General features: G+C 67.9%; 14 protein-coding genes and 1 pseudogene. 3 read left to right on the top strand and 12 right to left on the bottom strand.

Annotated elements, in window-relative coordinates:
• From ACROSR_RS19270 to ACROSR_RS19260, 3 genes are all read left to right on the top strand, one after another.
• Positions 1–1,101 (top strand): exodeoxyribonuclease I (locus ACROSR_RS19270; RefSeq protein ID WP_432687511.1); only part of this gene is annotated, 1,101 nt, incomplete at its 5' end.
• 270 nt (positions 1,102–1,371) lie between these two features.
• Entirely contained in the window at positions 1,372–1,632 is a 261-nt protein-coding gene (locus ACROSR_RS19265) for a hypothetical protein (RefSeq protein WP_432687510.1), read from the top strand.
• Between the two features lie 3 nt (positions 1,633–1,635).
• Complete coding sequence (locus ACROSR_RS19260; RefSeq protein ID WP_432687509.1) at positions 1,636–2,661, top strand: DUF4236 domain-containing protein; 1,026 nt, start codon at positions 1,636–1,638, stop codon at positions 2,659–2,661.
• Positions 2,662–2,715: 54 nt separating this feature from the next.
• Here ACROSR_RS19260 and ACROSR_RS19255 read toward each other — a convergent pair whose 3' ends face one another.
• The 12 genes and pseudogenes from ACROSR_RS19255 to ACROSR_RS19200 all read right to left on the bottom strand — a co-directional run.
• Positions 2,716–2,916: a hypothetical protein gene (locus ACROSR_RS19255; RefSeq protein ID WP_432687507.1), complete on the bottom strand. Its 201-nt coding sequence runs from the start codon at positions 2,914–2,916 to the stop codon at positions 2,716–2,718.
• Between the two features lie 148 nt (positions 2,917–3,064).
• On the bottom strand, positions 3,065–3,430 hold the full coding sequence (locus tag ACROSR_RS19250; protein WP_432687506.1) for a hypothetical protein: 366 nt from the start codon (positions 3,428–3,430) through the stop codon (positions 3,065–3,067).
• Positions 3,431–3,488: 58 nt separating this feature from the next.
• Entirely contained in the window at positions 3,489–3,623 is a 135-nt protein-coding gene (locus ACROSR_RS19245; RefSeq protein ID WP_432687505.1) for a hypothetical protein, read from the bottom strand.
• A 28-nt stretch (positions 3,624–3,651) separates the two neighbouring features.
• Entirely contained in the window at positions 3,652–3,909 is a 258-nt protein-coding gene (locus ACROSR_RS19240) for a hypothetical protein (protein WP_432687504.1), read from the bottom strand.
• Positions 3,909–4,589 (bottom strand): annotated as a pseudogene (locus tag ACROSR_RS19235) (YcbK family protein). The gene ACROSR_RS19240 and the pseudogene ACROSR_RS19235 overlap by 1 nt, the downstream one beginning before the upstream one ends.
• Before the next feature lie 159 nt (positions 4,590–4,748).
• Positions 4,749–5,057: a hypothetical protein gene (locus tag ACROSR_RS19230; RefSeq protein WP_432687503.1), complete on the bottom strand. Its 309-nt coding sequence runs from the start codon at positions 5,055–5,057 to the stop codon at positions 4,749–4,751.
• Between the two features lie 74 nt (positions 5,058–5,131).
• Complete coding sequence (locus tag ACROSR_RS19225) at positions 5,132–6,433, bottom strand: hypothetical protein (protein WP_432687502.1); 1,302 nt, start codon at positions 6,431–6,433, stop codon at positions 5,132–5,134.
• Positions 6,433–7,167: a hypothetical protein gene (locus ACROSR_RS19220; protein ID WP_432687501.1), complete on the bottom strand. Its 735-nt coding sequence runs from the start codon at positions 7,165–7,167 to the stop codon at positions 6,433–6,435. Before ACROSR_RS19220 ends, ACROSR_RS19225 begins: the two co-directional genes overlap by 1 nt.
• Complete coding sequence (locus tag ACROSR_RS19215) at positions 7,168–10,716, bottom strand: phage tail protein (RefSeq protein ID WP_432687500.1); 3,549 nt, start codon at positions 10,714–10,716, stop codon at positions 7,168–7,170.
• The gene (locus tag ACROSR_RS19210) at positions 10,668–11,084 is read right to left on the bottom strand and encodes an NlpC/P60 family protein (RefSeq protein ID WP_432687499.1); all 417 of its coding nucleotides are present in this window, start codon (positions 11,082–11,084) and stop codon (positions 10,668–10,670) included. Before ACROSR_RS19210 ends, ACROSR_RS19215 begins: the two co-directional genes overlap by 49 nt.
• A gap of 19 nt (positions 11,085–11,103) precedes the next feature.
• Positions 11,104–11,967, bottom strand: a complete 864-nt coding sequence (locus ACROSR_RS19205; RefSeq protein WP_432687498.1) for a DUF2163 domain-containing protein — start codon at positions 11,965–11,967, stop codon at positions 11,104–11,106.
• Positions 11,964–12,479: DUF2460 domain-containing protein (locus ACROSR_RS19200; RefSeq protein ID WP_432687497.1), on the bottom strand; the 516-nt coding region annotated here is incomplete at its 5' end. The genes ACROSR_RS19205 and ACROSR_RS19200, both read right to left, overlap by 4 nt.

Raw genomic sequence — 12,479 nt, 5'->3', positions numbered from 1 at the left:
CGTTTCGATGAGGAAATGCTCCGCCAGGCCTTTTATCAGAACCTGCAGCCCGATGTTTTCGCCACCCAATTCAACGGTAATACGCGCTTTGATGTGCTGACGGCGCTCTATGCCGTCTGGCACCGCCACCCGGACCTGCTTCACTGGCCCGTCGACGCGTCCGGTCGTGTGCGCTTCAAGCTCGACATGATCGCGCCGCTGAATGGCTTTACCGCTCACAATGCGCATGACGCGCTCGGCGATGTCGAGGCGACCATCCATGTTGCGCGCCTGATCGCCCAGCGCGCCCCGGCGCTGTGGGCCGAGCTGCTGGGCAATCGCGACAAGAGGCATGTGCAGACCTGCCTTGAGGCATTCCAACCCTTGGCGCTGGTCGAGCGCTTTGGCGGCGGAGTGCCCCTTGCAACGATCGGCTGTTTTTGTGGCTATTCGGCTGGCAACCCCAATCAGGCGGCGTTCTTCGACCTGGATGCGGCAGATCCTGCCGATTACCTGACCGCCGATGACGCAACAATCTTCTCCGCGGTGGACGCCTCTCCGAAGATCATCCGCGCCCTCGCGGTGAACAAATCACCCGCGCTGCTGTCGGTGCCGGCACCAACCGCCGTGCAGGCTCAGCGCGCGGAGGTCATAGCATCCGCGCCCGACTTCCGCGCGCGCGTGGCACAGGCGCTGGCCGCGCGGTTCCCCGAGGACCCTGCGGCACCGACGCCCCCGGTGGAGAAGCAGATCTTCGGCGGGTTCTACAGCCATGCCGACAAGGCCCTGCTTGCCGAATTTCAGCGCGTGGACTGGCGGCGCCGGCAGGAGATCGTGGCCGCCCTCGACGATGTCCGCCTGCGCCAGCTTGGCCGCCGCCTGGTGGCGTTTCACGCGCCTGAGCTGCTCTCGCCCGAAGATCGGTCGCGGTTTGAAGCATGGTTGCACGAGCGCTGGTCCGCACCCGATACGCAGGAGACCGGATGGATGACCACGGACAGGGCCCAGCGCGCGCTGGACGAGGTTCAGGCATCGCGCGAGCTCGACGATGAGCGCGTGGCCGAATTGGCGGATTTCCTTGACGGGTATGTCTCTCGGCTTTCTACAGCACCCATGGATTGAAGTGGCGGATTCAGGAAGGTGAGCGGGTGAAATCACCTCCCCATTCAAAGTCCGGCTTCACGTCTCTTCATCTGTTTTCTGACCTATGGCTGGTTGCGGTGCGGTAGCCCCTCGAATGGTTCGGGCTTCAACCTCCGGGCGTGATAGAGGCGCTCCTCGCGCGACTGCGTGACAAGCTGCCGGTTTTATCCGGCGCGGCTTCCGGTCTACAAATAGGTGGCATTGCAGAACGAGCGTGCGGAATTCTGATAAATAGCAGCGGATGAGGCGATGACGAAGAAAAGCGACGACACGCAGGTGTTCGCGGGCCAGCTGGTGGCGCAGGGCATGCTGATCCAGATCCTGATGGGGCAGATCGTGCTGAGCGCGCCGGATCGCGGGGCGGCCGTGCGGGAAGCGCTGGTTCAGGGCACGAAAGCGATCCGGTCGAACCCGAACATGACGGAGACGGAGACGTTCGGTGCGCTGAAAACGCTCGAAGATGCGCTGGACACGCTGGATCGGATCAACGCCGATACGCACGGCACCTGAGCCATGCCCTTCCGCTTCTGGCGCCGCATCCGCCTGGCCCCCGGGGTGACGCTGAACCTGTCGAAATCGACGGCGTCGCTGTCAGTCGGCCCGCGCGGCGCAAAATACACCATCAGTCCGCACGGCAACCGGGCGACGGCGGGTCTGACGGGGACGGGCCTGTTCTATACCGTCCATGATCGCAAGCGGGCCAGTCGGGGCGGGGCAGCGCCTGCGACGGCGGTGCCGCAACGCGACAGGCTGACCCTCGGGTTCTTTCAGCGGCTGATCACCCCGGCGGAGGAGCGGCGCTTCATCGACGGCATCCGCGCTCTCAATGAGGGCGAGCAGGATGCTGCATTGGCGGCGCTGGAAGACGCGCGCGATCTGCCAGACGCCGCATGGATGGCCGGGATGATCCGCCTGCGCCGCGAGGAGTTTGACGCCGCCAAGGCCCATTTCGAGCATGCGCTGGACCGCCTCGACGATCTGGGCGCGCTGTTTGAAAAATACGAGATCGCCGCGCAGGCCAGCCTGCCGATCACCGAAGATATCTTTGCGCATGTCTTCCCGCGCGAGCGTGGCACACGGCTGGCGCTGGTCGAGATCGCGCAACTTGAGGACCGCGATAGCGATGCGCTCGCGCATATAGAGCGGCTTATGCAGCTCGATGCGACCGATCCGGTGGTGCTATTGTCCTTCGCCGAGCTTGCGCTCGATACGCCCGATGACCGGGTTCTGATGGAGAGGGTGGTACGCGCCAGCACCCATGTCGAAAACGAAACCCCGCTGGATACGGCGATCCTTCTCTATCGCGGCAAGGCGCTGGGCGCGCTTGGTCTTCCAAATGCGGCCATCGATGTGTTCACGCTTGCCAACCGCCGCCGCAAGGACCGGTCCGAGGCTCTTCTGCACCAGATCCGCTATGACCGCGCGGTGCTTTATCAAGAGACCGGCCAGCGCGCCCGCGCCCGGCGCCAGTTCGAGGGCATCTATGCAGCGGATCCGGGGTTCGAGGATGTGGCCGAAAGGCTCGGGGTAAGCGCGTGAGCGATATAGAAACCTGGATCGAAGTGCCCCACAGGACCGTGTGCAATAAAGTCCTCAGCGAACATCGAACCAGCGCATAGTGGTTTGCAGCAGGTGATCGTAGTCGCCCGCCACGGCCTCGGCCAAGAAGGCGGCGATCTCATCCTCAGGCAGGCCGACCTCCTGCGCCGCCTTGCGGCGGCGGTTGAGAACTGAAAAGGCATTGCCGTCATGGCCAACGAGTTCGACGGTGATGTCGGGGTGTTTGGGGTTCATGGCGGGCGTTCCTTGCGTCAATCAGGACGACAACAGGCGTGATGGGCGCGCATAGTCCAGTTGAATATCAGTGGGTTTGCCGCGGGTAACGACAAGCCCGCGCCTTCGGTGGCGAAGCCACAGGGGTCGCGGTCGATGCATTGCAGCGTTATTCAGGGCGGCGACTGATCATCCTCGGGTCGATTTCCGGCTCATTCCACTTCCCGGCAATGCCCATCCAGCGCTCAATCTGCGCCTGAAGCTTGGGATCGTCAGCGCAGAGATGGAATGTGTACAGGCGGTTGACGATGTCGCGCATCAGGTCGCGCATTTCGTCCTCATCGATATGCGAAACGTCCGTCCAGGGAATACGCCGGCCATCGGCATCCACGATAAACACGTCCGAATAATCGCCGGTTCTTGTAATCGGAGACATGCCGGCATGGATGGTTTCAAGATGCGTGTTGCGCACGCAGAGCATGGCCATGATCCTGGCCAGTTTCGCCGCGATGCGCTTTTCGTCGTCCCTGTTCATCGCCCGAGAGTAGCCGCAACCGGGCGCCCGCGCCACAATTCCGAACGGCGGTTCCAGCTCATCGGCCTGTGCAGGCCCGCGCCTGGTCGCGCAGCACCGCATAATCCGCCAGCCATTCCAAGATCAGCGCCCCCTCGGGCAGCTCGGCGACTTCCTCGGCCACACGCGCCTGCTCTGCCTGGCTGTACGCCACCACCGGCGGGCAGGCGCTGGGCCGGGCGTCAGAACTCACCCCCGCGCAACCGCTCGAGAAGAGCATCGCGATCACGAGGCCGCTGCGCAGCCGCCTCAAGCATCTGTCTTTGAATGGCATCATTGCGCTCCAGGTTTTCCAGCCGCTCGGCGGCGCGGCCGGCCCGTTCGCCGCTGCGGCGGAGGTTGAAAGTGAACAGGGTGATCGCGAGCACGACGAGGCAAAAACCAGCCACCCGCCGCGCCCATGGCCGGGCCATCATCCCGGCCAGCCCCGCGCCCCACATCACCGCCGGCCCTTGCGCCAGTCATCGAGCCGCGCCCAGACCGCGACGCCGATCCCCGCAAGCGCCAGCGCGATGAAGACCCATCGCAGCGTATCGAGATAGGGCACCAGCGGCAGGACCGCGCCCTGCGTCTCGGCCAGCACTTCCTGCGTGACCTCGACCCCGGCAGCCCCCGCGGTGGCCACACCGGCCGCTCCGGTGCCCTTGAGCGTCCGGCTCTCGGCCAGTTTTTTGCGCGCGGGCGGGGTCTCGGCCGCGAAGGCTGTCGCGCGCGGCGGGAACGGCGCGCCTCACTGGCGTGCCGGCCCCAGATCGACATGCATGAAGTTCGATCGCGGATAAGTGCCGAATCCGAGGAACCCGACTTCGCGCGCCGCCCGCTCGAAACTGTCCGGCTCATGGTTGGCCATGGAGATATCGAAGGCGGTCCCGTCCATGTGCTTCGAACGTTTGGCACCGCCCACGGCGCGGTTGTGCTCGGGGCTGCGATAGGCCGAGTTGATGATCAGCGGCTTGCCCAGCCGGTCGCGCAGCGCCTGCAGGGTGTCGAGGGCTTCGGGGTGCAGTTTCAGCTGGCCGGTGCCGCGGCAGGCGATCTCGGCGGGCGAGAAGTCGGGCCAGCGCCAGAGGCGTTCGGGCACGTCGCGGAAATGGCGGAAGCAGCGAATGGGGTCGGACATGATGGTCTCCTTCGGGTAACAGGCATGCGGGAGGGACCGCCTCCCGAATGAGCGACAGGGTCGATATGTCGGGATTGCGGGTCTGGACGTCTGTCAGCGTCGCCTTGCGTTCAGGTGTGCCGTGCGTGCGCTATGCCGGGCGCGCCTGACGCGCGGGGATCACTCGTCGCGCCCACGCTGGAACGCGGCGAACATCAGGTTGCGCATATCGTGGATGTCGCGCTCGATGCGTTCGAGCCGGTCGTGATCGACGCGCCGGTCCTCGTCGCGGCGCTTTTCGATGCGCAGGCGCTCGGCGTCGAGCTCCTGCTCGAGCTTGTGCAGCAACGCCTCGTTGGTAAATGCCTTGCGCGTGACCGCGACGGCCAACCCGCCGATGAAGGTGAACCAGACGCCGATCGCGGCTGCCACGCCATGGTCGCGGAACGCCTGGATGATCTGATCGGTGAAGCTCTGGCGCTCGGGCATCCTGCCTCCTGACGGTGGTGATGGGTCGTGCGGGGTCTCATGGTACTGACCGAGGGACGGGCCGCGAAACTGCGCTACGGGTCGAGGCTCTCGATCCGGATGTGATCGAACCGCCTTGTGCCGGTGGCCGTGTAGAGACCGATCCCGGCATAGCCCTCTGCGAATTCGGTATCCTGCGCCGAGAGCGGCCAGAGGGCCGGCTCGTCGAGCAGGCTGCCGGGCCAGACCCTGGCGCGGATCAGATCGCCCTCGAGCCGCAGGCGCGCGTGATACCATGTGTCCGCCTGCCAGCTGATCCCGGCGTTGTCGTCCAGCGTGACCGTGGCGCCCGTCGCGTCGTATTTGCGCAGCTCGACCGCGCCCGAGACGAAGTCGAGGATATAGCCCTGCTCCGGTGCGCCGGGGGCGTAATCGGGCAAACGCGCATACAATCGGATCTGGTTGCTCGTCTCGGAGGTGGTCAGCACGCGCGCGCGGATGTCGCAGTCCCGCAGGCGCCCGAGCGGCCAGTAGACGAAGGCGCGCCGCGCATTACCGCCCGCGGTGAGCGACAGCCGGTCCGCCCCGAGACGGGCGGTGGTGGTCGCGCCTGCCTCACCCCAGAGCCCCTGCCAGCCCCAGGGCATGATCTGCGTGACGTCTGTTCCGGCTTGCGAGAGCGCCTGCTGCAGCGGCGCCCAGCGGGGCGTCCAGCCGGTCGCGACATCCGTCGTGGCGGGATCCATGCGGTGCTGATCCGCGCCCACGGGATCACCTGGCGACGGGGCCACGGCACCGCCCACGCCGAGTGCGAGGTGGTCGCAGAAAAGATGCGTGTCCGCGTCAAAGCCGAAGAGCCCGATGCGACCGGGCCCTGCCACTGCGCTGTCGGTCACATCGATCTGCCAGTCGGTCGGTTCCTCCTGCACGCCGTCGGCCCAGATCCGGCCCTTGGCACTCGTGCCCTGCAGGCGCAGGCGCAGCCAGATCCACCGGGCATCCGGATTGACGTATTGGGCGGCCGCCGAGGCCTGCTTGATGGTGAAGCTGCCGGCATCGTAGATCACCATCTCGAAGGACTCGTCGTCGCGGACGCGCTGGAGCACCCAGCCCGTCTCGGAGCCCGCGCTGCCGCTGCCGCGCGCGATGACCCCGATGCGATGCGTGGGCGGGGCATCGGTGGTGACCCGGACCAGCACCTCGACATCCGTGTGCTCACCCGGCACATCCCATGACAGGAATGTGCGGCCGTTCGAGCCCGCCACTTTTGCTGTCAGGCCCGTATCGTGCTCGAACATCCTGTTCTGGCCGTCGGGAAAGAAGGTCTCGATTGCGGCCGGCACGGGCGGCGGGGCACCGGTTCCGGTCGAGATCAATGACGTGAACAATAGCGCCATCAGGACGCCACCTCCGCCGCGATGGTGACGGCAAACCCGGCGATGGCGGTTTCTGCCGGGCTATCGCGCGGATCCGCGACGAAGCGGATCACATCACCCGGCGCTATCGGCACCGCCGCGCCCGCGACGGTGGCAAAGGCCAGCGCGCCGTCGGTGGCCACGGTGATGGTGCCGATGCTCAGCCCGTTGCGGGTGGCATCAACGACCCAGTCGGCGGCCGGCGGCGTGTCGACATGGCCGCGCGCACCCGCGAAGTCGGCGGGGATGACGATGGCGCGCGGCAGAACGACCTTGCCGATGACCGCGCCGGGCGGCGGGGCGGCGAAGGCCACGGCGCCGAAGTCATAGATCCCGCCGCCAGCGGCACCGACACCGGTGACCCCGCCCGGCCCGGAATGGATCATCAACTCCGCCCCGGGCGGCACCTCCACCGCCGCGACGCCGGCGGTGTTGCTCAGGAGCCCGGCGGCATCGGTATCGTTGCGCACTGCCAGAAGCCGCGGCACATCGGCCAACTCCAGCGTGAATCCGGCACCCGGGCTGCCCGCGAGGACCAGACGCACATGGCGGCGCAGCGCGTCGGCACTGACATCGACGGTGCCACCAGCACCGCAATCCACCGCCAGCGTCGCGGTCATAGCCAGATCGAGCGCGTCGAAGGCGGCGTTGGCGGTGACCTCCTTCTGGTCCTGCGATGCCTGGATATGGGCGATGGCGAGATTGGGCGTGCTCATTCATGTCTCCCTGACTGTGGCTGTCGCGGGAAAGCCGCGCCCGACCGCCGCGCTGATCTGGTGGACACGCAGGGTGAGCGTATCCGGGACTGTGCCGAAGTCGGCTTGCGTGTCCGCCGCGGCGTAGAGCACCTGCGGCGCGGCGGTCTTCAGCACGTGCACCACGGTGCCATCCGCGCTCAGCACATCGACCTCATAGGCTTCCGCTGCCTCGGCGAGCGGCACGGTGCCGGTGCCGTCGCGCCAGTCGCCGCCGATCCGGGTGCGCCTCAGCCAACTGAGCGTGATGCCGGCGGCCGTCCACGCGCCCGTCACATGCGCCGGCGCGTAGGGCTTGAGATCCGCGCCGCGCAGGGTTTGCGTAACGGTGTCGGCCTCCTCAAACGCCTCGCCCCGGCCGACGCCGCGATAGCGCAGCGGCTGGCCGACCAGCCCGAGCGGCTCGGTAAAGAGCGCGCCGTCGTCCTCGAGCACCACGATCACCGCCCCGGCCGCATGCGACAGCCGGGTGTCCGTGCCGCGCCGGCCGCGCAGCAGCGTCGAGAGCCGGTAGATATCGTTGCCGACCGGTGTGACATCGCGGAACTGGATCAGCTCGGCCCCGCCATCCGCGTCGACCACGAGGGCGGCGTTGCGGCCGTTGAGCAGCTGCAGGTCCGAGACCGCACTGAGCTGGCCGTCAGGATCCCGCAGGCGCACCTCGAGCGTGCCCGCGTCGTCCCATGTCCAGGGCGAGCGCGGGGGCATGAGCGGGGCGCGCAGGGTGCCGATCAGCGCCGGATCGCTGGCGCGGGCCGGGATGTCCCAGTCCGCCCCGTCGCGCGAGCGAAAGAGCGACAGGCCGGTCCAGGGCCCGGCCACGCGCGGGGCGGCGAAGAGATACTGCCTGGAGGCCACGCCGCCGGTATCATGACGGTCGCGCAGCAGCGGGACCTGTGGGACGACCCACCGTGAGGGCACATCGCCCAGCACACCCGAGGGTCGGATCCCGGCGCCGGTCGCGCCGATGGCGTCCGAGAGATAGGCCGATCCGATATGGCGCACGCCCTTTGCGCGCAGCTCCCAGTCCGCGCCGATCTCGACCTGCGTCAGCCGGACCGCGATCGCGGTTCCGCCGGGCGCCGCCACGCGCAGCAGGTCGGTGGGATCGAGGCGCAGAAATCCCGGGCGCAGGGCGAACTCGCAGGTGTCGCGCTCGATCCAGGCCGAGGCCATGAGGCGTTCGGCGATGCGTTTGGCCTCGGTGGCCCCGAGCGCCATGGGCAGCTCGATGTCGCGCTTGTCGCGCGAGCCCATGGTGGCGACGGGCTGGGAGACCCGCGTGGCGGACTGGGCGCCCTGAATGTAATCGCTGCCGGCCTCCTGATAGATCACCGTGATGCGCTCGGGCAGATCGGTCTCCTGCACGCGCTGGAGCTGCACGACGCGGCCAGTCTCGCGGGCCGGCACCAGATCATCGGGCGAGAGATGCGGCGCGCCTCCGGCGTCGCGGGCGCGCGGGACAAAGCGGATCCGGTCATCGGTCTCGACCGCGTCGAAGGCAAAGGCCTGCGCCACCGGCTCGATGCCTGACCGCGCCGAACCCTGCCGGCCGATGGCGTAGCCCTGCAATTGCGGCGCGCCGATCTGCGATACGTCGATATCGGCCGGCCCCAGCCCGACGCGGGCGCAGATATCGGCGACGATGTGGCCCGGTGTGGCGCCGTCGCCGGCGGTGCGGTTGAGAAACAGCCGGGTTGCGGCCGATCCGGTCTGCACATAGCCCGTGAGCGTGTCCGAGCGGGCATCATACCCCGCGGCCTCGCCGCCGCCGAAGATACTGCCCGCAGCGAACCCTTCGGTGAACAGGATCTGCGCACCGGTGCGCAGATCGACCTGGCAGACCTGCGGTTCGCGGTGCCACGCCATGCGCCGACCCTCGGTGCGGGATCCGGCGATCGCCATGTTCTCCTTGCGCGTGGTGGAGAAGGCAAAGAGCGACAGCCGCGTCGCCCAGATCACCCCGTCACCCGGGCGCCATTTGACCGCATACCGCCCGGCGAGATCCCCGAGCGCGTCCGGAAACGCGAGCGCGCTGATCCACACGAGCGCGTCATCCACGGGATCATAGACCGCCCCGGCCGGCTCGTAGGTGAATCCCGTCGCATCCGGGTGGATGTCGGCCGGGGTCAGAGACCAGTGCCCGGCGTTTTCGACGACCGGGCCGGGCGCGCCCGGGCGCACGCGAAGCCGCTCGATGGGAATGGTGCCAACCGTGCCGGTGTTCGACGTGCGCAGGATCCACGCCTCGCCGAGACCCTCGCCCACGAGACCCTGAACGATATTCTCGACATTGGTCGGCCCCGGTCCCATGCGCGGCAGGTTGGCGAGAAACTCCATCGTCTCCGTGAGAATGCAGCCATGGCCGCTGCCGAAACGGCCTGAGGCGATCAACACATCCACAGGTCCGTTCAGACTGAGCGCGCGCATCCAGCCCAGTGTCGTCAGGGACGCGAACCCGCCGGCATTGTTGCTCAGGCTGTTGCTGCGGCGCCCGAAGCTGTCCACGATCGCCATGGCGTCGAGATCGATCTTCACGATCGGCTTGGTGTTGCTGATGCCCAGCTGGGTGTAGGCATACCCGTCGCCGCCGATGAAGCAGTGATCGAACCTGTAATTGTCCCGGTAGAGGTTCAACGCGTCGGCCAGCGCGTCGGAAATCATATCCTCGGGCCGCGCTTGCGCCAGTTCCTCCAGCGTGCGCAGGTCGAAGAGCCGCAGACCGTCCGGGGTCAGCATGAGCTGGCGCTGGCGCACATGGTCAGTCGACCCGTAATCGGTCAGCACGCTGTCGAGCGCCCCACCCGGCAGGTTGGTGCTCTTGAGCGCAGGGTACGCCGCCTGCGCGTTGAAGGTCACCTCGGCGGTGATGTTCGGGATGCGGTTGCCGAAGTTCTCCAGCGGCAGATCCTCGAACACCAGGTAGGCCAGCCCGCGAAAGGCCGGGGTCCGGCCGTGGCCCTCGGTCGCCTCGATCAGCGGATCGGGCAACTGGTCCTCGCGCCCATCGTGAAAGCGGAACTCCAGACCGGGGATCGACACGTCGGGATTGGTGCCGCGCGCGTCATGGATGAGCTTGCCATCGGCCCAGATCCGGATGAGGTCCCCGGCCGGGCCTTCGGCGAGGCCGAGCGCGAAGGAGGCGTAGTAGCCATAGGTGGTCTGGCGCTGACCACCGCCGCCCTTGCCGCCAACCTTTCGGGTCTGGCGCTCCTCGCGGATCCCGGGCGCCCAGATCACGTTGCCCGAAACTCGCATCGTGCCGTAGATCAGCGGGATGGGCGCGCCCCAGGCCGAGGAGGTCACCGACAGATCGCGCAGCCGCGGCCCCTCGATATCGGGCTGGTCGGGGCCGAAGAGCAGCGAGCCCACGGTCGAGCCGATCAGCCAGCCGGCCTGCCAGCCGAGCCCGAGCGCCGTGCTGCCGAGCGCGCCCGCGCCCGCGATGGCCAGCACCGCCATCAGACGACCCCCGGCATGCGCCAGGCTGCGCGCCGGCGGTCCGGCCAAGGGGGGACCAGCGGTTCCTCCAGCACGCAGCGCCGCAGCGCATGCGCGTGCAGGAGATGCGGGGTCCCGTGGCGCGCGGTGAGAAACCCCGCATGGCAGGGATAGCTGGTCTCGGCAAAGACCAGGATATCGCCGGGGCGTGCCTCGGGCAGTGCGACAGGGTCGAGATCGACGGCGAATTCCTCGACAAGGCGGTGGCTGGTCGCGCGCCGGTCATAGCCCTGCACATCGTGATGCGGCACGCGCAAGCCATCGGCGACGACGATCAGCAGGCCGATGCAGTCCACGCCGGCCGGCCCGCGGCCCTGATGACGCCAGCGCGCCCCGATCCAGCGGCGGGCCTCGGCCACGATACCTTCAGCGCGCATTGGCTCACTGTGCATTGGCTCACCGCGCATTTGGCGTCTCCGTCAGCTTGTCGGTGCCCGGCACGAACGGATCGCCCCGGAAATTGAGCACGTTGTCGAACCGGTCGATACAGGTCGTCAGCCGCTTGTCGCAGCCGGGCCAGATCTCGAACGCATCCCCCGTGCCGACCGGAAAGGGCGGCGGGAAGGAGAGCACCAGATCGCCCGTCGCCAGATCCGATCCGCGCACCTCGATGGCCCGGCCGCTGTTCTGCCCGGAGGTGAAACGGATCACGCCGCCCGCGAACCAGTCGTCGGGCCTGTCCGCGACATCGATCATCGCGGTGAACGAGAGCGCGTCGAGCGGCGCGGTCACCGTGCCCGGCCGCGTCCAAGCCGGGTCACGGATGTCCACCCCGCAGCGCGCATCGCCGAGATCGGCGCGGCAATCGGGCGTGTAGGGCTCGATCAGCCGCTGCGCGAGCACCTGCGAGAGGCCGCGCAGCTCGGTGCGCCACTGGCCCTCGCTCGAGAGCATCACCTCGCCCAGCCAGCCCCGGCGCAGGCGGAGGGCGCCCTGCGACGGGTCCTGCCAGTTGACCACGAAGATCCGCATCTCGGCGCCATCGTAAAGCCCGGCGCGCAGTTCGGCCGCGTCGAGCCCCGCGTCGTCGAGCACGCCCTCGAGATCCACATTGCCGACCGCGAGCCCCGCCTCGGAGGCCACCGCGGTGCGCGAATAGCCGGCACGGGCGCGGTAGATCTCGCCGGCCACCGCGAGATCGACATCGTGATCGGTCGCGCGAAACACAACGCCGTCTCGGCGCGCCAGCCGCCAGCACGTGGCCAGCGTGAGCACATCGCCGTCGAGATGCGCGGCCAGTTCTGGGGACACCGCCTTCATTCGCGGATCTCCGCCACCGTGATGCGGCCCCATTGCTGCATCTCGTAGGTTTCCACCGTGAGATCGGCGGCATCGGTGTCGAACCGTGCGGGCACGTCGAACTCGTAGTCGGCCGTGACCGCGACGCCCGGATCCGGCGGTGTCGAGAACGTCACCAGGCCGGTCGCGGGATCGATGGACAGGCCAGTGCTCACCTCCATACCGTCGCGATACACCACGACCGTGCCTTCGACCGGGCGCGTGATGCGCCGCGCATGCACCGCGCCGCCGCTGTCATAGCGCCGCACCAGCTGGAAGGCGGTCTGTTGGCTGTCGCCGGTCCCGAGCAACTGCCCTGCCGCTCGGAAATCCGTCCAGTCCTTGAACCGAAACCCATGCGCGCGGCCGCGCCGGGCATAGAAGAAGGCCAGCACGGCCTCAATGTCCGCGCGCGACCGGATGCCGGTCGAGACGTTCCATTCGCCGCGGGAGCGCTGCCATTGCGCAATGCGCTGCTCGCGCCCGCTCTGCGT

The sequence above is a fragment of the Roseovarius tibetensis genome (assembly GCF_050896375.1).
Lineage (GTDB): Bacteria > Pseudomonadota > Alphaproteobacteria > Rhodobacterales > Rhodobacteraceae > Roseovarius > Roseovarius tibetensis.
Note: the sequence above shows the minus strand (reverse complement) of the source record. Positions and strands in the feature narration are given on the sequence as shown.

Excerpts from the sequence above, each read along its gene's own strand:
- ACROSR_RS19225 (WP_432687502.1), bottom strand. The coding sequence starts at position 6,433 with ATGGCGCTATTGTTCACGTCATTGATCTCGACCGGAACCGGTGCCCCG.
- ACROSR_RS19205 (WP_432687498.1), bottom strand. The coding sequence starts at position 11,967 with ATGAAGGCGGTGTCCCCAGAACTGGCCGCGCATCTCGACGGCGATGTG.
- ACROSR_RS19250 (WP_432687506.1), bottom strand. The coding sequence starts at position 3,430 with ATGAACAGGGACGACGAAAAGCGCATCGCGGCGAAACTGGCCAGGATC.
- ACROSR_RS19255 (WP_432687507.1), bottom strand. The coding sequence starts at position 2,916 with ATGAACCCCAAACACCCCGACATCACCGTCGAACTCGTTGGCCATGAC.
- ACROSR_RS19260 (WP_432687509.1), top strand. The coding sequence starts at position 1,636 with ATGCCCTTCCGCTTCTGGCGCCGCATCCGCCTGGCCCCCGGGGTGACG.
- ACROSR_RS19240 (WP_432687504.1), bottom strand. The coding sequence starts at position 3,909 with ATGTGGGGCGCGGGGCTGGCCGGGATGATGGCCCGGCCATGGGCGCGG.
- ACROSR_RS19210 (WP_432687499.1), bottom strand. The coding sequence starts at position 11,084 with ATGCGCGCTGAAGGTATCGTGGCCGAGGCCCGCCGCTGGATCGGGGCG.
- ACROSR_RS19265 (WP_432687510.1), top strand. The coding sequence starts at position 1,372 with ATGACGAAGAAAAGCGACGACACGCAGGTGTTCGCGGGCCAGCTGGTG.
- ACROSR_RS19220 (WP_432687501.1), bottom strand. The coding sequence starts at position 7,167 with ATGAGCACGCCCAATCTCGCCATCGCCCATATCCAGGCATCGCAGGAC.
- ACROSR_RS19230 (WP_432687503.1), bottom strand. The coding sequence starts at position 5,057 with ATGCCCGAGCGCCAGAGCTTCACCGATCAGATCATCCAGGCGTTCCGC.